Below are 24,382 nucleotides of genomic sequence, written 5' to 3'. Positions count from 1 at the left end.
CCTCTGTCAGAGGCCTTAAAAAGGAATAAAAATCGCCATGTTACTACCCTGGCTAATATTGATTCCCTTTATCGGCGGCTTTCTGTGCTGGCAGACCGAACGCTTTGGCGTGAAGGTGCCGCGCTGGATAGCGCTGATTACCATGGGGCTGACGCTGGCGCTCGGTCTGCAATTGTGGTTGCAGGGCGGCTACTCACTGACGCAATCCGCCGGTATTCCACAGTGGCAATCTGAATTTGTCCTGCCGTGGATCCCGCGTTTTGGCATCTCTATCCATCTGGCGCTCGACGGACTGTCGCTGCTAATGGTGGTGCTGACCGGCCTGCTCGGCGTTCTGGCGGTGCTTTGCTCCTGGCGAGAAATCGAAAAATATCAGGGCTTCTTCCACCTGAACCTGATGTGGATCTTAGGCGGCGTTATCGGCGTGTTCCTGGCCATCGACATGTTCCTGTTCTTCTTCTTCTGGGAAATGATGCTGGTGCCGATGTACTTCCTGATAGCGCTGTGGGGGCATAAAGCTTCTGACGGGAAAACGCGTATCACGGCGGCAACCAAGTTCTTCATTTATACCCAGGCGAGTGGTCTGGTGATGTTGATTGCCATCCTGGCGCTGGTCTTTGTGCACTACAACGCGACCGGCGTGTGGACCTTCAACTATGAAGAGCTGCTGAACACGCCGATGTCCCACGGTGTGGAATATCTGCTGATGCTGGGCTTCTTCATCGCCTTCGCGGTGAAAATGCCGGTGGTGCCGCTGCATGGCTGGCTGCCAGATGCGCACTCCCAGGCGCCGACCGCCGGTTCCGTCGACCTGGCCGGTATCTTGCTGAAAACCGCCGCTTACGGTCTGCTGCGTTTCTCCCTGCCATTGTTCCCGAACGCGTCGGCGGAGTTTGCGCCGATCGCCATGTGGCTGGGCGTTATCGGCATTTTCTACGGCGCGTGGATGGCCTTTACCCAATACGACATCAAGCGCCTGATTGCCTATACCTCCGTTTCGCATATGGGCTTCGTGCTGATCGCTATCTACACCGGCAGCCAACTGGCGTACCAGGGCGCGGTGATTCAGATGATTGCGCACGGTTTGTCCGCAGCCGGTCTGTTCATTCTGTGTGGCCAGTTGTACGAACGTCTGCATACGCGTGACATGCGTATGATGGGCGGCCTGTGGGGCAAGATGAAGTGGTTGCCTGCGCTGTCCATGTTCTTTGCGGTGGCGACGCTCGGGATGCCGGGCACCGGTAACTTTGTCGGCGAATTTATGATTCTGTTCGGCAGCTACCAGGTGGTGCCGGTGATTACCGTTATCTCCACCTTTGGGTTGGTATTCGCCTCTGTATACTCGCTGGCGATGCTGCATCGCGCTTACTTTGGTAAAGCGAAGAGCCAGATTGCCAGCCAGGAACTGCCGGGGATGTCGCTGCGCGAGCTGTTTATCATTCTGTTGCTGGTGGTGCTTCTGGTACTGCTTGGCTTCTATCCGCAGCCGATTCTGGATACCTCGCATTCTGCGATGAGCAACATCCAGCAGTGGTTTGTTAATTCTGTTACTACTACAAGGCCGTAAATCGCCATGACAATAACTCCACAACACCTGATTGCGCTGCTACCGCTGCTGATCGTCGGCTTGACGGTGGTGGTTGTGATGCTCTCCATTGCGTGGCGACGCAATCACTTCCTCAATGCCACGCTGTCGGTCATTGGGCTTAACGCTGCTCTGGTTTCGCTTTGGTTTGTCGGCCAGGCCGGGGCAATGGACGTCACGCCGCTGATGCGCGTTGACGGCTTTGCGATGCTCTACACCGGGCTGGTGCTGCTGGCGAGCCTCGCCACCTGCACCTTTGCCTACCCGTGGCTGGAAGGCTATAACGATAACCAGGAAGAGTTCTACCTGCTGGTGTTAATCGCCAGCCTGGGGGGAATTCTGCTGGCGAACGCCAACCACCTGGCGGCGCTGTTCCTTGGTATTGAACTGATCTCGCTGCCGCTGTTCGGCCTGATTGGTTATGCTTTCCGCCAGAAGCGCTCGCTGGAAGCCAGTATCAAATACACCATCCTCTCCGCCGCCGCCTCGTCTTTCCTGCTGTTCGGGATGGCGCTGGTCTATGCGCAGTCCGGCAACCTGTCTTTCGAAGCGCTCGGTAAGAGCCTCGGCGATGGTATGCTGCACGAGCCGTTGCTGCTGGCGGGCTTTGGCCTGATGATTGTCGGTCTGGGCTTTAAACTCTCTCTGGTGCCGTTCCACCTGTGGACGCCAGACGTATACCAGGGCGCGCCTGCGCCGGTTTCCACCTTCCTGGCGACGGCGAGCAAAATCGCTATCTTCGGCGTGGTGATGCGTCTGTTCCTCTATGCGCCGGTAGGCGACAGCGAAGCGGTACGCGTGGTGCTGGGCATTATCGCCTTTGCCTCTATCATCTTCGGTAACCTGATGGCGCTGAGCCAGACCAACATCAAACGTCTGCTCGGTTACTCTTCTATCTCTCACCTCGGCTATCTGCTGGTGGCGCTGATTGCCCTGCAGAGCGGCGAGATGTCGATGGAAGCGGTAGGCGTTTATCTGGCCGGTTATCTGTTCAGCAGCCTCGGCGCGTTTGGCGTGGTTAGCCTGATGTCCAGCCCGTTCCGCGGTCCGGATGCGGATTCTCTGTACTCTTACCGTGGTCTGTTCTGGCACCGTCCGGTTCTTGCCGCAGTGATGACGGTGATGATGCTGTCGCTGGCAGGTATCCCGATGACGCTGGGCTTTATCGGCAAATTCTACGTGCTGGCGGTCGGCGTTCAGGCCAGTCTGTGGTGGCTGGTCGCCGCCGTGGTGGTGGGTTCCGCGATTGGTTTGTACTACTACCTGCGCGTTGCGGTGAGTCTCTACCTGCACGCGCCGCAGCAACCGGGACGCGACGCGCCGACAAACTGGCAGTACAGCGCGGGTGGGATCGTGGTGCTGATCTCCGCGTTGCTGGTGTTGGTACTGGGCGTCTGGCCGCAGCCGCTGATTAGCCTTGTGCAGTTAGCGACGCCGTTGATGTAAACAATAAGTAAAAACGAAAAACCCGCTTCACGAAGCGGGTTTTTTATTATCTGATGTAATACGTTGAAATAACTATGGATTGTAGGCCGGATAAGGCGCTTGCGCCGCCATCCGGCAGGTAAGGTCTCAGCGACCGGAATTTAACTTAGCAACTGCCGGCTTACCAACGGGCCGCTGACGTTTTGCGCCGCGCGCTCCATCACTTCCTGTATCACTGAAGAGAGTTCATTGATTTCAAATTTGGCGACGTAGCCGTCGGCCTTTACCTTACGCACATGATCTTCGTTGGCGCTGCCGGAAAGGGAAGAGTGAATAACGACCGGGATCTTTTTCAGCCGTTCATCGGTTTTAATTTTACGCGTTAACGTAAAGCCATCCATCTCCGGCATCTCAAGATCTGTCAGGACCAGCGCGATTTTCTCGCTAATTGGCTTACCTTCGGCCTCCGCTTCCTGCGCCAGTTGCTGGATTCTCTCCCATGCATCCTTGCCGGTCACATGCATCTGATGCGGAATTCCCATTGCGTTCAGCCCTTTTTCCAGCATCGCGCGGGCGACTTTGGAGTCTTCCGCCACAATGGCTACCGCGCCTGGGGTAATATAAAATTTATTGGTCTTCAGATTGGTGGCGCGCAGATCGTGGCTGGAGGGGACAATATCATAAAGGATCTGCTCAACGTCGAGCACCAGCGCCAGGTTGTTGGTTTCTTTGTTGTCATCCAGGCAGGCAATACTGGTGATGTAGCGACCGTTGACGGCTTTCTCGGCGGTATGCACCTGCTGCCAGTCAAGACGCATAATATTTTCTACCGACTCGACGGCAAATGCCTGTACGCTGCGCGCATATTCGGTGATCAGCAAAATATTCAGCCCGGTTTCCGGCTTGCAGCCCGCTACCGCTGGCAAATCAATCACCGGAATGACCTGATCCCGAATATTGACCATGCCCAATAGCGGCGCTTTCATGCCTGCCGGGCGCGTAAAGGCGGGCATCGGTACGATTTCGCGCAGCTTAAATACATTGATGCCGAACAGCTCTGACTTCTGTTCATGCAGCGATGTACCAAGACGGAATAACAGCAGCTCAAAACGGTTTGACAGGGTTAAATTCGCCCTGTCATCAATATCTTTCTGAAAATTGTCCATCCTCACCTCATTATGAAAGCCTGCCTTTTTTAGTGTTATCGGCAATGAGGACAAAAAATGGAGCGCTAAACCGGGAAAACAGAAAAATCGTAAGCCAGTTCCGTCGCCGGGAAAATAGCGCGGCATTCCGCCAGTAAGCGCTGACAGCCTTTATCGTCATAGCGTGAGCTAATATGGGTCATGATCAGCCGACCGACGTCAGCTTCCCGCGCCAGCGTCGCGGTTTGACGGGTGGAGCTGTGTCCGCGAGCGTTGGCTTTCTCCTCCATTGACGCATCCAGCGTGGTTTCATGTACCATCACATCCACGCCTTGCGCCAGCGCGAGGGCGGCCTCGCAGGGCGCGGTATCGCCGAAAATCGCCACTGATTTCCCGGCCACGGCGGGAGCAAGGTAGTCGGCGCCATTGATCTGCCTTCCATCGGCAAGCGTGACGGTTTTTCCTGCCTTCAACGCCTGAAACAGCGGGCCGGGCGTAACGCCTGCGGCTTTTAACGCCCTGGCATTCAGCGCGCCAGGCTTGTCATGTTCAACAACGCGATATCCGTAGCACTCCAGTGGATGCTCCAGCCTGAACGCGGTCACTTTACGCAGACCGTCGTCAAGAATATCGCCTGCGCTAATTTCTTCAATTTGCAACGGAAAATCGGTCCATGAACCGCTAAGGCGCAGTGTGGTTGCAATAAACTCACGCACGCCTTGAGGCCCGTATACGGTTAGCGGATGGGGATTCCCCGCCATCGACCGGCTGCATAGCAGACCCGGCAGGCCAAACAGATGATCTCCGTGAAGATGGCTGATAAAAATGCGCTCAAGCTTACCGGGATGAAACGCGGTATTAAGCATTTGATGCTGTGTCCCTTCGCCGCAATCAAAAAGCCATACTCCCGGCTGCGTTGGATGTTGCAGATGTAATAAAATTGCCGTTACATTGCGTGAGCGCGTGGGAACGCCTGCGGACGTACCTAAAAAAATTAATTCCATCTTGTCCATACACGTTTGGTTATCGTTTAACCCAAGATTACCACAACACAGGAGCGCATCATGATTGACTGGCAGGATCTCCACCATAGCGAACTTACCGTTCCTCAACTTTACGCGTTACTCAAATTGCGCTGCGCGGTCTTTGTGGTAGAACAGCGCTGTCCTTACCTGGATGTGGATGGCGATGATTTAGTCGGCGACAATCGGCATATTCTGGGCTGGCATCAGGATGAGCTGGTGGCGTATGCGAGGATTCTGAAAAGCGATAACGAATCAGACCCGGTTGTTATTGGCCGGGTGATCGTCAGCGATGCCTGGCGAGGGGCGAAACTGGGCCAGCAATTAATGGCGAAAACGCTGGAATCTTGTGGGCGGCACTGGCCGGATAAGCCGCTATATCTGGGGGCGCAGGCGCATCTGCAACCTTTTTATGCGCGGTTTGGTTTTATTCCGGTCACCGATGTTTATGACGAAGATGGCATTCCGCACCGGGGAATGGCGCGGGAGGTTCATCAGGCATAAACCGAAACCGTTGACTATAGTTAGGAGCAGGTGTTAACACAACGGAGAATGAGAATGTCATATCAATTTGGTGAATCACGTGTTGATGATGATCTGACTTTGCTCAGCGAAACGCTGGAAGAGGTTTTACGTTCCTCAGGCGATCCCGCCGATCAAAAATACATTGAGCTGAAAGCCCGCGCGGAACAAGCGCTGGAAGAGGTGAAAAACCGCGTAAGCCACGCGTCGGATAGCTATTATTACCGGGCAAAGCAGGCCGTTTATAAAGCGGATGACTACGTTCATGAAAAACCCTGGCAGGGTATTGGCGTAGGCGCGGCGGTAGGACTGGTACTTGGACTGCTGCTGGCGCGGCGCTAAATCCCTCCCACTGAACAGAATTGCAACCCTCCCTAAATGAGGTACTGCTTTTTTAGGGCAGTACCCCGTATAATGTGGGGTTTTTAACAGGGAGGGTCCGCGTGCATTCTATTACTACTGCGCTGGAAAATCTGACGCGTCAGCTATCGCAAGAGATACCGGCGACGCCAGGGCTTTGCGTTTTCGATGCGCCTTTCCCTTTAAACGATGCCTTCGATGCATTGAGCTGGCTGGCCAGCCAGTCATCCTTTCCGCAATTCTACTGGCAACAGCGCAATGGCGACGAAGAAGCTGCCGTTCTCGGGGCAATCACCGTTTTTTCATCGCTCGATCTGGCGCAACGGTTTTTACGTCAGCACGCGCAGCCTGACCTGCGTATTTGGGGGCTGAATGCGTTCGAGCCGAAAGAGGGCTACTTATTGCTGCCGCGGCTGGAGTGGCGACGTAGCGGTGGTACGGCGACCTTACGCTTACATCTGCACAGTGACGTTTCGCTACGCGATGATGCGCGCCAGGCGAAAGCGTTTCTCGCTTCTCTGGTCGGTATTAAGCCTGTTCCGGCGCTGCGCCTTTCGCTCACGAGCGAACAGCACTGGCCGGACAAAGACGGTTGGGTGAAGCTGATTCAGCAGGCCACCCACACCATTGCGCAAGAGGCGTTTGATAAAGTTGTGCTGGCGCGGGCCACCGACTTACAATTCTCCCGTCCGGTCAATGCCGCCGCGATGATGGCGTCCAGTCGTCGTTTAAATCTCAACTGCTACCACTTTTTTATGGCCTTTTCCGCCGATACCGCCTTTCTGGGATCATCGCCGGAGCGGCTCTGGCGGCGGCGTGAAACGGCGCTACGTACCGAAGCGCTGGCCGGGACGGTGGCGAACCATCCGGATAACCATAAAGCCTGGCAGCTTGGCGAATGGTTAATGAAAGACGATAAAAACCAGCGAGAAAATATGCTGGTTGTCGAAGACATCTGCCAGCGACTACAAAACTGCACCCACTCGCTGGATGTGCTGCCGCCGCAGGTGCTCAGACTGCGCAAGGTACAGCATTTGCGCCGCTGTATCTGGACGGCGCTTAATCAGGCGGACGACACGCTCTGCCTGCACCAGTTACAGCCTACCGCAGCGGTCGCGGGGATCCCTCGTGAACCCGCGCGTTGTTTTATAGAACAACATGAGCCGTTCGAACGTGAATGGTATGCCGGGTCGGCAGGCTATCTCTCCACGCGGCAAAGTGAGTTTTGCGTGACGTTACGTTCAGCCAAAGTGACGGCCAATGTGGTGCGATTGTATGCCGGCGCGGGAATCGTCCGCGGCTCCGATCCGGAACAGGAATGGCAGGAAATAGATAATAAAGCGGCCGGGTTACGTACCTTATTGCAGATGGATGTGTAATGAGTCACATATTCCCGACCCATATCAATAATCCATTTTTGCAGCTCTTTATACTTAGTCCCAATGATTGATACCGGACAAACTCATGTCAGTAAGTGCATTTAACCGGCGCTGGGCGGCGGTCATCCTGGAAGCCTTAACCCGTCATGGCGTCAGGCATGTTTGTATCGCCCCTGGTTCCCGTTCCACGCCGCTCACGTTGGCGGCGGCAGAGAATCCTGCTTTTATTCACCATACGCACTTTGATGAGCGTGGGCTTGGTCATCTGGCGTTAGGGCTGGCGAAAGTCAGCCAACAGCCTGTTGCCGTTATTGTCACTTCAGGTACCGCCGTGGCGAACCTCTATCCGGCCTTGATTGAGGCGGGGCTGACGGGCGAGAAGCTTATTTTACTTACCGCCGATCGCCCGCCGGAGCTGATTGACTGCGGCGCCAACCAGGCGATCCGTCAGGCGGGGATGTTTTCCTCGCACCCCTCCCAAACTCTGTCGTTGCCGCGTCCCACGCAGGATATTCCGGCGCGCTGGCTGGTGTCGACCATCGATAATGCGCTCGCCATGCTTCATGCGGGCGCTCTGCACATTAACTGTCCTTTTGCCGAACCGCTGTATGGCGATATGAATGACACCGGCCTGGTCTGGCAGCAGCGTCTCGGCGACTGGTGGCAGGATGAAAAACCCTGGCTGCGCGAAGCGCGTCGACTGGCAAGCGACAAACAGCGCGACTGGTTCTTCTGGCGACAAAAACGCGGCGTCGTCGTCGCCGGGCGTATGAGCGCGGAAGAAGGCAAAAAAGTGGCGCAGTGGGCGCAAACTCTGGGATGGCCATTAATTGGCGACGTATTGTCGCAAACCGGGCAGCCGCTGCCGTGCGCCGACCTGTGGCTCGGCAACGCCAAAGCGGTGACCGAACTGCAGCAGGCGCAAATTGTCGTCCAGCTTGGCAGTAGCCTTACCGGAAAACGCTTACTGCAATGGCAGGCAACCTGCGAGCCGGAAGAGTATTGGGTAATCGACAATATTGAAGGTCGTCTGGACCCGGCGCACCATCGTGGACGCAGACTGATAGCGAAAATCGCCGACTGGCTGGAGATGCATCCGGCGGAAAAACGTAAACCGTGGTGTGTAGAGATCCCGCGTCTGGCGGAACTGGCGTGGCAACGGGTGGTCGCGCAGCGAGACACCTTTGGCGAAGCACAGCTGGCGCACCGTATCCGCGACTATCTGCCGGAGCAGGGGCAATTGTTCGTGGGCAATAGTCTGGTGGTGCGTCTGATCGACGCGCTGTCGCAGTTGCCGGCTGGCTATCCGGTATACAGCAATCGCGGGGCGAGCGGCATTGACGGCCTGCTTTCCACAGCGGCGGGCGTGCAGCGCGCCAGCGCCAAATCGACGCTGGCTATCGTCGGCGATTTATCCGCGCTGTACGATCTTAACGCGCTGGCGTTACTACGTCAGGTATCCGCGCCGTTTGTGTTGATTGTGGTCAACAATAACGGCGGGCAGATCTTTTCCCTGCTGCCGACGCCGCAAAGCAAACGTGAGCGCTTTTATTTGATGCCGCAAAACGTCCATTTTGACCATGCGGCCGCCATGTTTAACCTGCGCTATCATCGCCCGGAAAACTGGGAAGAACTGGAGTCTGCGCTGGCTGGCGCGTGGCGAACCCCGGCGACGACGGTGATTGAGCTGGTGGTAAACGATACGGACGGCGCGCAGACGTTGCAGCAACTTTTGGCTCAGGTAAGCCATCTATGATGTTGCACGCGCAGCACATGCCCGGACAGCCTGGGGCGCCCTCGCTGGTTTTCCTGCACGGTTTTTCTGGCGATTGCCGTGAATGGCAGCCGGTTGGCGAACAGTTTCACGGCTGTTCGCGGCTCTATATTGACTTACCGGGACATGGCGGATCTGCGGCTATTCCGGTCGGCGGATTTGCCGATGTCATCAGATTACTGCGCGCTACGTTAATTAGTTACAACATACTAAAGTTCTGGTTGGTGGGATACTCTCTTGGAGGCCGGGTGGCGATGATGGCAGCCTGTCAGGGAATACCAGGCCTGTGCGGCCTGGTGGTCGAAGGCGGTCATCCGGGGCTGCAAAATGAACAGGCGCGCGCTGAAAGACGATTGTCCGACGGGCGCTGGGCAGAGCGTTTTCGTCGTGAACCCCTGACTGAGGTTTTTCACGACTGGTATCAGCAGCCGGTGTTCGCCTCGCTGACGGCGCAGCAAAGGCAGGCGCTGACGGCGCTGCGTAGCCAGAATAACGGCGAAACGCTGGCTGCGATGCTGGAGGCGACATCGCTTGCCGCCCAGCCGGATTTACGCGAGGCGCTCAACGCGCTGGCATTTCCGTTTTATTATTTATGTGGCGAACGCGACAGCAAATTCCGCGCCCTGACGCAGGAAGTGGCGGCGACATGCCATGTTATTCGTAACGCCGGACACAACGCGCATCGGGAAAACCCCGCTGGCGTGGTAGACAGTCTGGCTCAGATTCTGCGTCTCTGACTAAAGGACACACTATGATCTATCCTGATGAAACAATGCTTTACGCACCGGTAGAATGGCACGACTGCTCGGAGGGTTACACCGACATTCGTTATGAAAAATCCACCGACGGTATTGCAAAAATCACTATTAATCGTCCGCAGGTGCGCAATGCATTTCGTCCGTTGACCGTCAAAGAGATGATTCAGGCGCTGGCGGATGCCCGTTACGACGACAACGTGGGCGTGATTATTCTGACCGGCGAAGGCGATAAAGCGTTTTGCGCGGGCGGCGACCAGAAGGTGCGCGGCGATTACGGCGGTTATCAGGATGACTCCGGCGTGCATCACCTGAACGTGCTGGATTTCCAGCGCCAGATTCGCACCTGTCCAAAACCGGTTGTCGCGATGGTCGCGGGGTATTCCATCGGCGGTGGTCATGTGCTGCACATGATGTGCGACCTGACCATCGCGGCGGAAAACGCCATCTTCGGCCAGACCGGTCCGAAAGTCGGCTCCTTTGACGGCGGCTGGGGCGCTTCATATATGGCGCGTATCGTTGGTCAGAAGAAAGCGCGTGAAATCTGGTTCCTGTGCCGCCAGTACGATGCGCAACAGGCGCTGGATATGGGCCTGGTCAACACCGTGGTTCCGCTGGCGGATCTGGAAAAAGAGACCGTGCGCTGGTGCCGCGAAATGTTGCAAAACAGTCCGATGGCGCTGCGTTGCCTGAAAGCGGCGCTGAATGCCGATTGTGACGGTCAGGCGGGTCTACAGGAGCTGGCGGGCAACGCTACCATGCTGTTCTACATGACCGAAGAAGGGCAGGAAGGCCGTAACGCCTTTAACCAGAAGCGTCAGCCTGACTTCAGCAAATTCAAACGGAACCCATAATGCGTAGCGCGCAGGTATACCGCTGGCAGATCCCCATGGACGCGGGGGTGGTTCTGCGCGACAGGCGGTTAAAAACTCGCGACGGGCTGTATGTTTGTCTGCGTGACGGCGAGCGTGAAGGGTGGGGAGAGATCTCTCCGCTGCCGGGGTTCAGTCAGGAAACGTGGGAAGAGGCGCAGACGGCGCTCCTGACATGGGTGAACGACTGGCTTCAGGGGAGCGAGGGATTACCGGAGATGCCTTCGGTCGCGTTTGGTGCAAGCTGCGCGCTGGCGGAACTGACTGGCGTCTTGCCGGAGGCGGCGGACTATCGCGCCGCGCCGTTATGCACTGGCGATCCTGACGATTTGGTGCTGCGGCTTGCCGATATGCCCGGTGAGAAAATCGCTAAGGTCAAAGTGGGTCTCTATGAAGCGGTACGTGACGGCATGGTGGTTAATTTGCTGCTGGAGGCGATCCCGGATCTGCATCTGCGTCTGGATGCGAATCGCGCCTGGACGCCGCTAAAAGCCCAACAGTTCGCAAAGTATGTTAATCCGGACTACCGCGCTCGTATCGCCTTTCTCGAAGAACCGTGTAAGGCGCGGGATGATTCCCGCGCCTTTGCCCGTGAAACCGGTATCGCGATTGCCTGGGACGAAAGTCTGCGCGAAGCGGATTTCACCTTTGAAGCCGAAGAGGGCGTCAAGGCTGTGGTTATCAAACCTACGCTGACCGGATCGCTTGATAAAGTGCGTGAGCAAGTCGCCGCCGCCCATGCGTTGGGACTGACGGCGGTCATCAGCTCTTCGATCGAGTCCAGCCTCGGCCTGACGCAACTGGCGCGGATTGCCGCCTGGTTGACGCCGGGAACGCTGCCTGGACTGGATACCTTACATCTGATGCAGGCGCAACAGGTTCGCCCCTGGCCCGGTAGCGCGTTGCCTTGTCTGAAGCGTGATGAGCTGGAACGACTGTTATGACATTCACGGACTGGCCGTGGCGCCACTGGCGTCAGGTTCGCAGTCAGGCGCCCGCTCTGCGCCTGAACGATGAAGTGCTAAGCTGGCGCGCCCTCTGTGAGCGTATTGATGCGCTGGCGGATGGGTTTGCCGCGCAGGGCGTACGGGAGGGCGACGGTGTCCTGCTGCGCGCCGGGAATCAGCCGCGCACTCTGTTGGCATGGCTTGCGCTGATGCAGTGCGGCGCGCGGGTTCTGCCCGTCAACCCGCAGTTGCCCCAGACGTTGCTGGAGGCGCTGTTACCGGAGTTAACGCTGCGTTTTGCGCTGACACTGGAAGGCGAAAACGTATTTTCCGGGTTAACCGCGTTGCAGATACAAAAGAGTACAGCGGCGTATGCCGTGGCCTGGCAACCGCAGCGTCTGGTTTCTATGACGCTGACATCGGGTTCCACAGGATTGCCAAAAGCGGCTGTACATACGTGCCAGGCGCATCTTGCCAGCGCGCAGGGGGCGCTTTCGCTAATGCCGTTTGGCCCTCAGGATGACTGGCTGCTATCGCTGCCGCTGTTTCATGTATCCGGGCAGGGTATTATGTGGCGTTGGCTCTTCGCCGGGGCGCGCATGACGGTACGCGATAAGCAACCGCTGGAGCAGATGCTGGCAGGGTGTACTCATGCTTCGCTGGTGCCGACGCAGCTATGGCGGTTGCTGGCGAATCGGGCGGCGGTGACGCTAAAAGCCGTTTTGCTCGGCGGCGCGGTGATTCCGGTTGAACTCACCGACCAGGCCAGCAAACAAGGGATTCGCTGCTGGTGCGGGTATGGGCTCACGGAGTTCGCGTCTACGGTATGCGCCAAAGAGGCCGATGGTTCGGATGATGTGGGCGCGCCGCTCCCCGGCAGAGAGATCAGAATCGTCGATAATGAAGTCTGGCTGCGTGCCGCCAGTATGGCAGAAGGTTACTGGCGTGATGGCAAGCTGATCCCGCTGGTTAATGACGAGGGCTGGTTTGCCACGCGCGATCGCGGCGAGCTGAACCACGGCAGGCTAACCATCGCCGGGCGGCTGGACAACCTGTTCTTTAGCGGCGGCGAAGGCATTCAGCCGGAGGAAGTCGAACGCGTTATTAACGCGCATCCGCTGGTGCAACAAGCCTTCGTCGTGCCGGTAGAAGATAAAGAGTTTGGTCATCGTCCCGTTGCGGTTGTGGAGTATGCATCGCAGGCCGGAGACGTGAACCTCGCTGAATGGGTCCGTGATAAGCTGGCGCGTTTTCAGCAGCCGGTTCGCTGGCTAACGCTGCCGTCAGAACTGAAAAACGGAGGGATTAAAATATCTCGCCGTGCGCTCCAGCAGTGGGTGTGTGAGAGCTGTAAAAATTAATGTTAGGTTAATATACAACCATTCCATCGCTATTGCCGTTTTGTTTATCCGTTGATGTGTAACGTGTTATGAACAATCAGCGTGAAACGGGGGCGCTATGGAATGGTTGGTTAAGAAATCGCATTATGTCAAAAAGAGGGCGTGCCATGTTCTGGTGCTGTGCGATAGCGGCGGTTCGCTAAAAATGATCGCCGAGGCGAATTCCATGATATTACTGAGTCCCGGCGATATCCTGTCGCCTTTACAGGATGCGCAGTATTGTATTAATCGGGAAAAACACCAGACCTTAAAAATCGTTGATGCACGCTGTTATTCCTGCGACGAATGGCAGCGGTTGACGCGCAAGCCTTCATGATCTGGCGGGCAGAAAAATCAGCATTACCCCCGCCATAATACACAATACGCCGAGCATCGCTTTTAGGCTGAAGGCGCCTTGCAAACCGGGTAACAGCATTGAGGCTACCCAGACAAGCACATAGCTGAGACTCAGCAGCGCATAGGCTTTGCTGAGCGCGAGCGTGTGTAATGTTTTCTGCCAGCAGAAGACGGAAACCAGATACCCCGCCAAACCGGCGAATAGCGCCAGGGTCGCGGCATTAAATGCGCCCAGTCCGGAAATAAACGCCAGTGGATGCGCTATCGATGGCAGCCGCATCATGGCGAATCCTAAACTCAACTGGGCGAGGGAGGCAATCGCAACGCTTATCAGTCCCCACATTACGCCCATTATGCCGCACTCCCCAGAATGATAATGCCGCTGATAATCAATGCGACGCCCAACCAGTGGCGGGGCGGAACCTGTTCATGCCAGATTTTCCATGCCGCCAACGTGACCCAGACAAAATTCAGACTCAACATCGGGTAAGCAATTCCCACCGGCAGGGTTTGTAGCACCAGCAGCCACAGCACCATCGCTGCACCCATGCATATCAGCGCCAGGCCCAGCCACAGCATCAGGTGGTGGCGGCGTCCGCCTGTCGTCAATGGCCGTGTCGCTTGCTTCTGGCAGAGCTGACCGCCAACGCTGAGCAGACTGGCAAGCACCAGAACGACGCCGATCATTTAGGCCGATACTGAATTAACACCAGACGCCCCTGATAATCAATATTGTCCGCAGGGGGAAGGGAAAGAGCGCTGATGTCTTCATCTTTGGCTATTGAAAGTACTAGCGTAATAATGCCCTCCTGACGATGCTGGTTGAGCCAGGCGTTAAAATCGTCGGCTTTAACGAATTTATCCTGCACATCAGGATAGCTAAGACCATACCTGAGTTCGCCCGCGTGTCCGTAGAGCATAATATCGTCTCGTTTCAGACTCCAGGCCAGCCCGGCGGCGACGCCCACGTTGTCGACAAGAATATAGCGGCTTGATGCCAAAGGCGCCTGGGTCATTTCGACAAAAAACTGTGGCTGTTTGGACTCCATCACCCTGTCGGGGACGGAAAAGCCGAACAGCAGCGCCAGTCCCAGCGGACAAAACGCGGGTAATAGGTATTTTTGGCTATGACAGAGGCTATACCAGCCCACAAACGCCCAAACAGTAAAGACGCCCCAGACGCAAAAAACTTTATAGGTTTCGATATGCGTCCACACCGGCGATTTCAGCGGGCCCCATGAGGAGACGACAAACGCTGCGACGATCCCGACTAACCCGAACACCAGGTTGATCCCGCCGTTGACACGTAGCGCGGCGACGCCTTCTTTTACGTTATGCAGGACGAAGCGCGCCATGAGTATCGCTATCGGTGCGAAACAGGAAAGAACATAGGTAGGCAGTTTCCCTTTCGCAATGCTGAAAAAGAGAAGCGGCATGATCGTCCATCCGAGCAAATAGAATGCGCCGTTTCGCTCGCGCCAGCCTAGTTTAAGCGCGCCAGGCAGTAATCCCAGCCACGGTAAACTTCCCGCGATCAGTACCGGCAGATAGTACCAGAAAGGGGCCTTATGCTGGGCATCGCTCATGGCGAATCGCTGGATATGCTCCACCCAGAAAAAGTAATGCCAGAAATCGGCTTCGCGTCGCGCAATGGCGATCGCCCAGGGAAGGACAACCACAAAGCAGCTCAAGACCGCCAGCCAGCCGTAAAGCAAAAAGTCCTTCCAGCGTTTCTGAACAATGACCCACGGCAACACGCTCACCACCGGTACGGCCAGGGCGAGGAAGCCTTTAGTTAATACACCCAGACCGCAGGTTGCACCCAGTAGCAAAAACATCCCAATCTTGCCCGTTCGGGTCGTGGCCTGCATCCCCTGCCAGAAACAACACATCCCGGCCGTAAGCCAAAGCGCGATCATTGGGTCGAGTACCGCATACGTCCCGATACTGTAAACGGCAAAGAGGGAGAGAAAGATAACGGAGGCGAGCAACGCGGTACGTTTATCCCGCCATAAGCGGAACGTCAGCCACGCCACCAGCGCTGCAGCCAGCAATGTCGTTAAAATAACGCCAGCCCGCACGCCAAAATTGGTAGCGCCAAAAAGCCACTGACCCAGACTGTTTATCCAGTAACCGGCTATCGGTTTTTCAAAATAACGTAATCCCAGAAAATGCGGCACGATCCAGTCGCCAGACGCCAGCATCTCCCGACTTATTTCGGCATAGCGCGTTTCATCCGGCTGCCAGAGCAGACGGCTATTGACAGGAATAACATAGTAGAGCGCGATAAACGCGGCGAAAGCCAGATAATAGCGTATCGATTTCATCATGAGGCGCTCGCGGCCTGTTGGCACCCCAGCCAACCTTCACGGCCAGGGATGTGTCCACGTACAATTTGCCCCAACGGCAGAGACTCAGGCGATGTCGGCAGCAGTTCGCCCAGAGGACAAAAGGTGATCCCCGCGTCACGTGCACGAACGAGCAAATCTTCAAACAGCGGCTGATGGACAATACCTTCGACTTCCGCATGGATGGTATATACCGGCGTGCCTTTGTCCTGCAACATACGGGAGATAATCCAGGTATTGAACGACTGCGCCTGAACGGCGGGGCCGATAACCTCATCCCATGTGGGTAAGGTGACGGGGATTTGCGGCGTCCCTGTCTGGCCCGGCATCAGTAGCGGACGGAATAAGGTGGTTCCACGGCAATCGCTGTTATACCGCAGGTTGAACGGTTCTTTCGCACGAACAACGCGCCCATCCGCTCGCCAGCCGGCCGCGGCTGAGCAGGTGACGGGTTTTCCGATAATGGCCTCAAGCGCCGTTATGCCGCGCGCGATATCTTCTTCAAGCTGGCGGATACTCCAGTGGCCGCTGTGAGTCTGCCACGCATGGTGATCCCAGGCATGTAGTCCCGTCTCATGGTATGTTGCCGTTTCACGAATAATCCCGGCATTGGCGTTGCCGATATTTTTTCCCGGCCAGGCAGTACCGGCCAGCAGAATATCCCAACCGTAGAGCGAAGCGGCGTTTGAACGTAGCATTTTCCATAAAAATCGCGGTTTTATCAGACGCCAAAGATGACGTCCCATATTGTCCGGCCCGACGCTGAAGAAAAAGCTGGCCTGAACGCCGTGGCGATGCAATGTCTCCAGCAGCCGGGGAACACCTTCACGCGTTCCTCGCAAGGTATCAACATCAATGCGTAAACCGACTTTCGTCATGATGCGCGTTCCGCGATATCTACGCTGCGCAAAAAGAAGTCCAGCGTTTCTTCAACCGTATCCCGCATCGCAATAGACGGTTCCCAGTCCAGACAGCGCCTGGCATTGTCGATACTGGGTTTCCGGTGTGCGACATCCTGATAACCCTTGCCGTAATAACTACGGCTTTCGACGACCTGGAAACCGGCAAACGGTGGGAAATGGCAGCGCAGCGGATGCTTATCAAAACTGTCGAGCAACAGCGTCGCCAGTTCCTGAATACTGGCTTCGTTGTCAGGGTTGCCGATATTAATGATTTTGCCATCGCACCGATCGCCATCATTCACAATAATGCGGAATAAGGCTTCGATCCCGTCACGAATATCGGTGAAACAGCGCTTCTGCTGACCGCCGTCGATAAGCTTTATCGGCGTCCCTTCTACCAGGTTCAGAATCAACTGCGTTATCGCGCGTGAACTGCCGATACGCGCCGCGTTCAGGCTATCCAGCCGCGGCCCCATCCAGTTAAAGGGACGGAAAAGCGTGAAGCGCAATCCCTCTTTTTCGCCATAAGCCCAAATCACCCGGTCGAGAAGCTGTTTGGAAACGGAGTAAATCCAGCGTGGCTTATTCACCGGCCCGACGATCAGATTCGATTTGTCCTCGTCAAAAGAGGCGTCCGTACACATGCCGTACACTTCAGAGGTAGACGGGAAAACCACGCGTTTACGGTATTTCACGCAATAACGGATAATCCGCAGGTTTTCTTCAAAATCAAGTTCAAAGACGCGCAGCGGGTTGCGGGTGTATTCAATCGGGGTAGCAATCGCTACCAGCGGCAGTACGACATCGCATTTTTTGACATGATATTCGATCCATTCTGAGTGGATGCTGATATCTCCCTCCACGAAATGAAAGCGAGGGTGGAGCAGGAACCGGCTAATGGCGTTGCTGCCGATATCCATACCGTAGACCTCGTAATTCTCTTCATTCAGTAACCGTTCGGTCAAATGATTGCCGATAAAACCGTTGACGCCGAGGATGAGAACGCGAATGCGACGTTTACCGCTGGTCGCTGGTGGACGGTTCAAACGCGCGCCCGCCACCAGACCAAGCGTCTGTGCAAGCTGCGAGCCCTGTACAGTAATACCGTCTCCGGCCTGGCCGGTAATAATCTCCAGCGCGCCATCGGCGCAGGCGACCCGCAGCGGAGAGACCGAAATTACCGAGCCGGGAAGCGCGCCCTGCGCATCCGGACAAATTCGGGAAGACCAGATAGTGAATTTTTGCGAGCCGTTATAGCTGAACGCGCCGGGCCAGGGGGCGGCTACCGCCCGCACCAGGTTATGCACCGTGGAAACCGGTTTGTGCCAGTCGATAAGGCCATCTTCCGGCCTGCGGCGACTATAATATGTAGCGTCAGACTCACGCTGAGGAACAGAAGGTATATCGCCGCATTTCATGGTGGGCAGGACGCTATTAAGCAACTGGCGCGCGGCCTGACATAGCTTATGATGCAGGGTAAGCGCAACATCGTCCTGCGCAATAGCGACGCGTTGACTGGCGACAATCTCTCCGGCGTCGGCACGTTTGACCATACGATGCAGCGTTACGCCCGTTTCGCTTTCGCCGTTAACCAGAACCCAGTTTAACGGCGCACGGCCACGATAGGCAGGCAATAGAGAACCGTGCAGATTGAACGCGCCAGCCGGGGCGAGGTGCAGAATTTCTTCGCTTAACAGGTTACGGTAATAGAATGAAAAAATAATATCCGGCGCAAGCTCAGCGATGCGGTCGACCCAGATAGGATGATTTACGTTATCCGGCGCATAAACCGGAATCCCTAATTCTGCCGCCAGCCGGGAGACGGAGCCAAAAAAGGTGTTTTCCGCAGGATTGTCGGCATGAGTGAAAATCGCGGCAATCTCATACCCGGCATCCAGTACGGCCTGCACACCCTGACATCCCATATCGTGATAGGCAAAAATAACGGCTTTCATTGGTGACTTTCCTCAGTAAACGGCGTGCTTTCCGGGTAGATAACTTGTTGAACAAAATAGCGGGGGCGGGCGCGGACATCGTTATAAATGCGACCGATGTATTCGCCCAGCAGTCCCATACCGATGAATTGCGCGCCGATGAAGGTAAACAGGACGGCAAAGAGCATAAATACGCCTTCCGCGGCCCACTGCGGTCCCAGCGCCAGGCGAAGTACAATAAGCAATACCGACAGGCTAAACCCGCCGATGGCGATAACGCTGCCCAGCAGGCTCAACAGGCGCAGCGGCGTCGTCGTCAGGCAGGTCACCAGGTCATACATCAGGTTAATGAGACGCATAAAACTGTATTTAGAGTCGCCAAATTCACGTTCAGCGTGATGCACCGGGATTTCGGTAGCCCGACGAGCGAAAATGTTGGCCAGAATAGGGATAAAGGTGCTGCGTTCATGGCAGCGCAACATAGTATCGATAATAGGGCGGCGATAGGCGCGTAACATGCAGCCGTAATCGCCCATCGCTTTGCCCGTTGTGCGCTGGATCAGCAGATTAATGATTTTTGACGCCGATTTGCGAAACAGGCTGTCCTGTCGGTTCTGTCGCACGGTGCCTACCACATCGAACCCTTCATCGGCTTTCGCCACCAGACGTGGGATCTCTTCCGGCGGGTTTTGCAGATCGGCATCCAGCGTAATGATAAGATCGCCGCTTACATGGCTAAACCCCGCCATAATCGCTGCATGTTGACCGTAGTTACGGTTGAGTAAAATAGAGATGATATGGCTATCGGCCTCCTGGGACGCCTTAACCATCAGCTCCGCCGAGCTATCGCTGCTACCATCATCTATCAATAAAATCTCCCACTCTTTGCCCAGACTCTCGCAGGCGGTGGTGGTGCGTCTTATCAATTCCGGCAGGCTTTCCTGTTCGTTATAGACAGGAATAACCACCGAGACTTTTTTTATGGGGGCGGCGTCAAACATGCTTATTGTCCTGCTATCTGATGAAGGGTGGTAATGACCCGATCAAAGTCACTCTCGGTCATGTCCGGGAAGAGCGGCAGTGAGCAGATCCGCTCGCTGTTCCACTCGGTGTCAGGCAGCGTGAGCGTTGGGAAACGTTCGCGATAATATTTTTGCGTATGCGCGGCGCGGAAATGCAGCCCTGTGCCGATGCCTTTCGTTTTCAGCGATGCCATCAGAGCATCCCGGGTAATACCGCAGCGGGCTTCATCGACCCGGATAATGAATAAATGCCAGGCGTGAATATGCTCCCACGACGGAAGGCTCAGAGGCTGAAAAGGCAGGTCTGCCATTGCCTGGTGGTACTGCGCTGCGATGGCGGCGCGGCGAGCGTTAAGCGCATCCAGTTTCTGTAACTGGGCAAGCGCGATAGCGGCGTTGAGGTCGGGCAAATTATATTTGTAGCCCGGCGCCAGGACTTCCGCTTGTGGCGCGCGTCCTCCGCTCTGTCGATCCCAGGCATCAACGCCAAGCCCGTGAAACTTGAGACTGCGCAGTTTATCGGCGAATTGCGGGTTATCCGTGACGACGATACCGCCTTCAGCGCAGGTAATGTTCTTAATGGCGTGGAAGGAGAAAATCGCGGTGCCCCGGGCGCCAATGTGGCGACCTTTGTAGCTGGTTCCTGTCGCGTGCGCCGCGTCTTCAATCACCGGAATGCCATAACGCTCGCCAAGAGCGTAAATAGCGTCCAGATCGGCGGGCGCGCCAGCGTAGTGGACGGGGATAATTGCTTTGGTTTGTGGCGTAATCGCGGCTTCAATATGTTCAGGCGTGACCATCAGCGTATCGCGATCGACATCGACCATGACGGGGTTCGCGCCGAGTAAAACGATCATATTTAGCGTAGAAACCCACGTCATTGACGGTGTAATGACCTCGTCGCCTTCACCAATGCCCAGCGCCATCAACGCGATGTGCATACCGGCAGTGGCTGAACTGACGGCAACGGCATATTGATTGCCTGTTAGCCGACAAAACTCCGCTTCCAGTTCCTGATTTTTCGGGCCGGTTGTTATCCAACCTGAGTCCAGTACGGTCTTAACGGCAGCGAGCTCTTCCGCGCCCATCGCCGGACGAGAGAAAGGCAAAAAGTCCGACATCATTTTTCCTTCAGCCATTGAAAGCCGCTTTTCAAATATTTCGGGAATAGAAAAGGGCTTATTTTTTAACGCATTTAACTGAACCCTACTGGATGAATATTAAATTAACATTAAGAAATTAAGGTGAAGTAAAAAGATAATTTTTAATGGAATTATGCTTTGCTTTCGCCGAAAGTTTAAGGCATTTTATGCATGCCCAAAAGCTGTTTTTATGTTTCTGGTCTGGTCTTCCGTCGCGGGATTTCATTTTAATCGTATTGCTATTAAGTTAGCTGCACTGTTTGCCTGAGAGGTTAATGTGCTGGCATTTACCCTACGCTTTATTAAAAACAAACGCTATCGCGCGACTCTGGCGGGGGCGTTGGTTATTATCGCCGGGTTGATCTCACAACATGCCTGGAGTGGTAACGGTCTACCGCAGATTAACGGTAAAGCGCTGGCGGCGCTGGCGAAGCAGCATCCGGTAGTAGTGTTATTCCGCCATGCCGAGCGGTGCGATCGTTCCGATAATACCTGCCTGTCAGACAGCACGGGGATTACGGTCAACGGTGCGCAAGACGCCAGAGCGCTGGGTAAAGCCTTCAGTGCCGATATACAAAATTACAATCTCTATTCCAGTAATACGGTGCGCACCATCCAGTCGGCAACCTGGTTTTCTGCGGGCAGGTCGCTTACGGTGGATAAAAAAATGATGGATTGCGGCAGCGGTATTTATGCTTCAATCAATACGTTACTGAAAAAGTCGCAGAATAAAAATATAGTCATTTTTACCCATAATCATTGTTTGACGTATATTGCAAAAAATAAGCGCGGCGTAAAGTTTGATCCGGACTATCTTGATGCGCTCGTTATGCATGCGGAAAACGGAAAACTCTTTTTAGATGGTGAATTTGTTCCCGGCTAGCCGGCATGTTAAAAGCGTAAAGACAGCCTGAAGCGGCTGTCGTCATTATAATAACCCTTTCAATGCTAATGTGTGGCGTGTCGCTACATTCAAATCATACAGCGCCAGTTCTTCTGGCTTGACCCAGGCGTAGTCCTGAAATTCATCGTTAATACATATATCGCGATTAGCGGAAACACAGTCGAAGATGAGATAAATCATATAAATCTCTTCTTGTCTGCCATCAGCGTACGTTTTAACACGGATATCGTCGCGGAAGGTCCATGGCGTAATATCGCTCAGAATCAGTTGTTCGCCGAGTTCTTCCCGAACCTCCCGACGCAGCGCCTCTTCAATGCGTTCGCCTGGCTCGACCCCACCGCCCGACAGCGCCCACTGACCGGGAAAGACGCCGCGGTTGTCGGCCATTTTGCACAGCAGATAACAGCCATCATTTTGAATTAATGGGCAAACTATAGTTCGTTGACGCATAAGTCGCTTCCTTAAACCACCAGGTCATCAGCTTAACAAATCATTCTGCGAAATTCTTTGTGAAAAATGGAAGCGATAACGCAGACTGCGTTTTTGGTTAATTTTGTTGATGCAGGCGTCGCCATGTGATGGCGCAATGATGCGTCATGGCGAAAGTAGTATTTCGTTACAATATGTTTTTGGAATGGTTTCTTAGTGCATTGATTCCTCAGCGTCTGGCAGTACAATTCTGCCGTTTTGGGGAGTTTTTCTTTATGTGCTTGCTGGAAAGGGTAAAAATGAAAAAAAGCATATTATTAGGTTTTGCCGGAATGCTGTTCGTTTCTGCATCGGCGCAGGCTATCAGTATTAGCGGCCAGGCGGGCGAAGATTACACCAACATTGGCGTGGGTTTTGGTACGGAATCGACGGGACTGGCGCTAAGCGGTAACTGGATGCACAACGATGATGATGGCGATGCTGCGGGCGTGGGTCTGGGGCTGAACATTCCGGTGGGACCGCTGCTGGCGACGGTCGGCGGTAAAGGTATTTATACCAATCCGAAAGACAGTGATGAAGGCTATGCGGCGGCTGTCGGCGGTGGGTTACAATGGAAAATCGGCGACAGCTTCCGTCTGTTCGGCGAGTATTATTATTCACCAGATTCGCTGTCCAGCGGTATCGAAAGTTATGAAGAAGCGAATGCAGGCGCGCGTTTCACCATTATGCGCCCGCTGAGCATTGAAGCCGGTTATCGTTACCTGAACCTGGCGGGTAAAGACGGCAACCGCGACAATGCGATTGCTGACGGCCCTTATGTTGGCGTAAACGCCAGCTTTTGATGCTAACGGCGCGGCAATCGTCGCGCCATATTCCTCCTTTTCCCGTCATTCTTCTTTCCACGTCATATTCGTCTTTGCGTTATAGTGTTTTCATCATAAGAGCAGGAGAACACAATGCTAAATGTGGAAATGCTATCCACCGGGGATGAGGTGTTGCACGGACAAATCGTTGACACCAATGCCGCCTGGCTGGCTGATTTTTTCTTTCATCAGGGCGTTCCGTTATCACGGCGAAATACGGTAGGCGATAACCTGGACAGTCTGGTCGCTATCTTGCGTGAACGCAGTCAACATGCTGATGTTTTGATTGTTAATGGCGGGTTAGGGCCGACCAGCGATGATTTAAGCGCGCTCGCCGCGGCAACGGCAAAAGGCGAAGGATTAGTACTGCACCAGGCGTGGCTGACCGAAATGGAACGTTATTTTCAGCAGCGCGGTCGTGTGATGGCGCCGAGCAACCGTAAACAGGCGGAACTGCCTGCCAGCGCGGAGTTTATTAATAATCCGGTCGGCACTGCCTGTGGATTTGCGCTACAGCTCAACCGCTGCCTGATGTTTTTCACCCCCGGCGTACCGTCTGAATTTAAGGTTATGGTGGAGAAGGAAATCTTACCGCGGTTACGCGCGCGTTTTTCGCTGCCGGAGCCGCCGCTTTGCCTGCGGTTAACGACTTTTGGACGTTCAGAAAGCGACCTGGCGCAGCGTCTCGACGCACTGCCGTTGCCGCCCGGCGTGACGATGGGGTATCGCTCATCAATGCCTATCATTGAACTGAAGTTAACCGGCCCGGCGACGCAACGGGAGGCGATGCTGGCGTTATGGCCAGAGGTCAAACGGGTTGCCGGGCAGAACCTGATTTTTGAAGGTACGGAAAACCTGCCGGCGCAAATAGCCCGCCGCCTGCAGGAAAGGCAGTTGAGTCTGACGTTGAGCGAGCAATACACCAGCGGCTTACTGGCGCTACAGCTTTCCCGCGCCGGGGCGCCGGTTCTCGCCAGCGAAGTCGTTCCTTCTCAGGAAGAGACGCTGGCGCAAACGGCGCACTGGACGACAGAACGGCGCAGCAATCATTATGCCGGTCTGGCGCTGGCCGTGTCGGGGCTGGAAAACGAACATCTTAATTTCGCGCTGGCGACGCCGGATGGCACGTATGCCTTACGCGTGCGTTTTAGCGCCAATCGGTATAGTCTGGCAATACGTCAGGAGGTCTGCGCGATGATGGCGCTAAATATGCTGCGCCGCTGGCTTAATGGCGAGGACATTACCAGCGAGCATGGCTGGATAGACGTGGTTGAATCATTGACGGCATAGAACTTTTAGTGGGAAGGCCTGGCCTT

At 55.2% G+C, this 24,382-nt stretch carries 24 protein-coding genes; 14 read left to right on the top strand and 10 right to left on the bottom strand.

Annotated elements, in window-relative coordinates; all coding sequences use genetic code 11:
• Positions 1–37: 37 nt before the first annotated feature.
• Together nuoM and nuoN are read left to right on the top strand one after the other, a co-directional pair.
• The gene (gene nuoM / locus J4614_RS17065) at positions 38–1,567 is read left to right on the top strand and encodes an NADH-quinone oxidoreductase subunit M (protein ID WP_000926430.1); all 1,530 of its coding nucleotides are present in this window, start codon (positions 38–40) and stop codon (positions 1,565–1,567) included.
• 6 nt (positions 1,568–1,573) lie between these two features.
• Positions 1,574–3,031 carry an NADH-quinone oxidoreductase subunit NuoN gene (nuoN, locus tag J4614_RS17060; protein WP_000156669.1) on the top strand — a complete coding sequence of 486 codons (1,458 nt, stop codon included), beginning with the start codon at positions 1,574–1,576 and terminating at the stop codon, positions 3,029–3,031.
• A gap of 140 nt (positions 3,032–3,171) precedes the next feature.
• Here nuoN and J4614_RS17055 read toward each other — a convergent pair whose 3' ends face one another.
• Positions 3,172–4,176 (bottom strand): chemotaxis protein, encoded by a 1,005-nt coding sequence (locus J4614_RS17055; RefSeq protein WP_000368564.1) that lies wholly within the window; start codon positions 4,174–4,176, stop codon positions 3,172–3,174.
• Positions 4,177–4,241: 65 nt separating this feature from the next.
• Entirely contained in the window at positions 4,242–5,159 is a 918-nt protein-coding gene (gene rbn / locus J4614_RS17050) for a ribonuclease BN (RefSeq protein WP_000419094.1), read from the bottom strand.
• Between the two features lie 60 nt (positions 5,160–5,219).
• Between rbn and J4614_RS17045 the strand changes: the two genes are divergently transcribed.
• The 9 genes from J4614_RS17045 to pmrD all read left to right on the top strand — a co-directional run bounded on the left by J4614_RS17045 (position 5,220) and on the right by pmrD (position 13,502).
• A complete protein-coding gene (locus tag J4614_RS17045) occupies positions 5,220–5,681 on the top strand; it encodes a GNAT family N-acetyltransferase (RefSeq protein ID WP_000568155.1) in 462 nt (153 codons plus the stop codon).
• A gap of 54 nt (positions 5,682–5,735) precedes the next feature.
• Complete coding sequence (elaB, locus tag J4614_RS17040; RefSeq protein ID WP_001522308.1) at positions 5,736–6,041, top strand: stress response protein ElaB; 306 nt, start codon at positions 5,736–5,738, stop codon at positions 6,039–6,041.
• Between the two features lie 101 nt (positions 6,042–6,142).
• Complete coding sequence (gene menF / locus J4614_RS17035; RefSeq protein ID WP_000555675.1) at positions 6,143–7,438, top strand: isochorismate synthase MenF; 1,296 nt, start codon at positions 6,143–6,145, stop codon at positions 7,436–7,438.
• An 85-nt stretch (positions 7,439–7,523) separates the two neighbouring features.
• Positions 7,524–9,194 (top strand): 2-succinyl-5-enolpyruvyl-6-hydroxy-3-cyclohexene-1-carboxylic-acid synthase, encoded by a 1,671-nt coding sequence (menD, locus tag J4614_RS17030; RefSeq protein WP_000116398.1) that lies wholly within the window; start codon positions 7,524–7,526, stop codon positions 9,192–9,194.
• The gene (menH, locus tag J4614_RS17025; protein ID WP_138019945.1) at positions 9,191–9,949 is read left to right on the top strand and encodes a 2-succinyl-6-hydroxy-2,4-cyclohexadiene-1-carboxylate synthase; all 759 of its coding nucleotides are present in this window, start codon (positions 9,191–9,193) and stop codon (positions 9,947–9,949) included. Before menD ends, menH begins: the two co-directional genes overlap by 4 nt.
• A 14-nt stretch (positions 9,950–9,963) precedes the next feature.
• Positions 9,964–10,821 (top strand): 1,4-dihydroxy-2-naphthoyl-CoA synthase, encoded by an 858-nt coding sequence (gene menB / locus J4614_RS17020; RefSeq protein ID WP_000640013.1) that lies wholly within the window; start codon positions 9,964–9,966, stop codon positions 10,819–10,821.
• Positions 10,821–11,783 carry an o-succinylbenzoate synthase gene (gene menC, locus J4614_RS17015; protein ID WP_001255555.1) on the top strand — a complete coding sequence of 321 codons (963 nt, stop codon included), beginning with the start codon at positions 10,821–10,823 and terminating at the stop codon, positions 11,781–11,783. The genes menB and menC overlap by 1 nt, the downstream gene beginning before the upstream one ends.
• On the top strand, positions 11,780–13,147 hold the full coding sequence (gene menE / locus J4614_RS17010) for an o-succinylbenzoate--CoA ligase (protein ID WP_208293255.1): 1,368 nt from the start codon (positions 11,780–11,782) through the stop codon (positions 13,145–13,147). Before menC ends, menE begins: the two co-directional genes overlap by 4 nt.
• A gap of 97 nt (positions 13,148–13,244) precedes the next feature.
• Complete coding sequence (pmrD, locus tag J4614_RS17005; RefSeq protein ID WP_000455132.1) at positions 13,245–13,502, top strand: signal transduction protein PmrD; 258 nt, start codon at positions 13,245–13,247, stop codon at positions 13,500–13,502.
• Here the strand turns inward: pmrD and arnF are convergent.
• Genes arnF through arnB form a run of 7 tightly spaced genes read right to left on the bottom strand, consistent with a single transcriptional unit; the run spans position 13,497 to position 20,849 of the window.
• Positions 13,497–13,874, bottom strand: a complete 378-nt coding sequence (gene arnF, locus J4614_RS17000) for a 4-amino-4-deoxy-L-arabinose-phosphoundecaprenol flippase subunit ArnF (RefSeq protein WP_000538694.1) — start codon at positions 13,872–13,874, stop codon at positions 13,497–13,499. The genes pmrD and arnF overlap by 6 nt on opposite strands.
• Complete coding sequence (arnE, locus tag J4614_RS16995; protein ID WP_208293254.1) at positions 13,874–14,209, bottom strand: 4-amino-4-deoxy-L-arabinose-phosphoundecaprenol flippase subunit ArnE; 336 nt, start codon at positions 14,207–14,209, stop codon at positions 13,874–13,876. The genes arnF and arnE overlap by 1 nt, the downstream gene beginning before the upstream one ends.
• A complete protein-coding gene (gene arnT / locus J4614_RS16990; RefSeq protein WP_031603978.1) occupies positions 14,206–15,852 on the bottom strand; it encodes a lipid IV(A) 4-amino-4-deoxy-L-arabinosyltransferase in 1,647 nt (548 codons plus the stop codon). The genes arnE and arnT overlap by 4 nt, the downstream gene beginning before the upstream one ends.
• On the bottom strand, positions 15,849–16,748 hold the full coding sequence (gene arnD, locus J4614_RS16985; protein WP_000169775.1) for a 4-deoxy-4-formamido-L-arabinose-phosphoundecaprenol deformylase: 900 nt from the start codon (positions 16,746–16,748) through the stop codon (positions 15,849–15,851). The genes arnT and arnD overlap by 4 nt, the downstream gene beginning before the upstream one ends.
• Positions 16,745–18,727 carry a bifunctional UDP-4-amino-4-deoxy-L-arabinose formyltransferase/UDP-glucuronic acid oxidase ArnA gene (gene arnA, locus J4614_RS16980; protein WP_117344281.1) on the bottom strand — a complete coding sequence of 661 codons (1,983 nt, stop codon included), beginning with the start codon at positions 18,725–18,727 and terminating at the stop codon, positions 16,745–16,747. Before arnA ends, arnD begins: the two co-directional genes overlap by 4 nt.
• Complete coding sequence (arnC, locus tag J4614_RS16975; RefSeq protein ID WP_001630040.1) at positions 18,724–19,707, bottom strand: undecaprenyl-phosphate 4-deoxy-4-formamido-L-arabinose transferase; 984 nt, start codon at positions 19,705–19,707, stop codon at positions 18,724–18,726. The genes arnA and arnC overlap by 4 nt, the downstream gene beginning before the upstream one ends.
• A gap of 2 nt (positions 19,708–19,709) precedes the next feature.
• Positions 19,710–20,849, bottom strand: coding sequence for a UDP-4-amino-4-deoxy-L-arabinose aminotransferase (arnB, locus tag J4614_RS16970; protein ID WP_131065774.1), 1,140 nt, complete (start codon positions 20,847–20,849; stop codon positions 19,710–19,712).
• A 298-nt stretch (positions 20,850–21,147) separates the two neighbouring features.
• On the opposite strand from arnB, the gene pmrG reads away from it, so the two are divergent.
• Positions 21,148–21,753, top strand: coding sequence for a lipopolysaccharide core heptose(II)-phosphate phosphatase PmrG (pmrG, locus tag J4614_RS16965; protein WP_000879260.1), 606 nt, complete (start codon positions 21,148–21,150; stop codon positions 21,751–21,753).
• Positions 21,754–21,798: 45 nt separating this feature from the next.
• On the opposite strand, the gene nudI is transcribed toward pmrG, so the two are convergent.
• Positions 21,799–22,224: a nucleoside triphosphatase NudI gene (gene nudI, locus J4614_RS16960; RefSeq protein ID WP_001249905.1), complete on the bottom strand. Its 426-nt coding sequence runs from the start codon at positions 22,222–22,224 to the stop codon at positions 21,799–21,801.
• Between the two features lie 278 nt (positions 22,225–22,502).
• On the opposite strand from nudI, the gene J4614_RS16955 reads away from it, so the two are divergent.
• Positions 22,503–23,045: a YfaZ family outer membrane protein gene (locus J4614_RS16955; RefSeq protein ID WP_001562414.1), complete on the top strand. Its 543-nt coding sequence runs from the start codon at positions 22,503–22,505 to the stop codon at positions 23,043–23,045.
• A gap of 114 nt (positions 23,046–23,159) precedes the next feature.
• Complete coding sequence (locus J4614_RS16950) at positions 23,160–24,356, top strand: nicotinamide mononucleotide deamidase-related protein YfaY (protein ID WP_023207568.1); 1,197 nt, start codon at positions 23,160–23,162, stop codon at positions 24,354–24,356.
• The last annotated feature ends 26 nt before the right edge of the window (positions 24,357–24,382 follow it).

The organism is Salmonella sp. 32031103-2018-00083-FB-01-SM-01 (genome assembly GCF_017571995.1).
In the GTDB taxonomy this organism is placed as follows: Bacteria; Pseudomonadota; Gammaproteobacteria; order Enterobacterales; family Enterobacteriaceae; genus Salmonella; species Salmonella enterica.
Note: the sequence above shows the minus strand (reverse complement) of the source record. Positions and strands in the feature narration are given on the sequence as shown.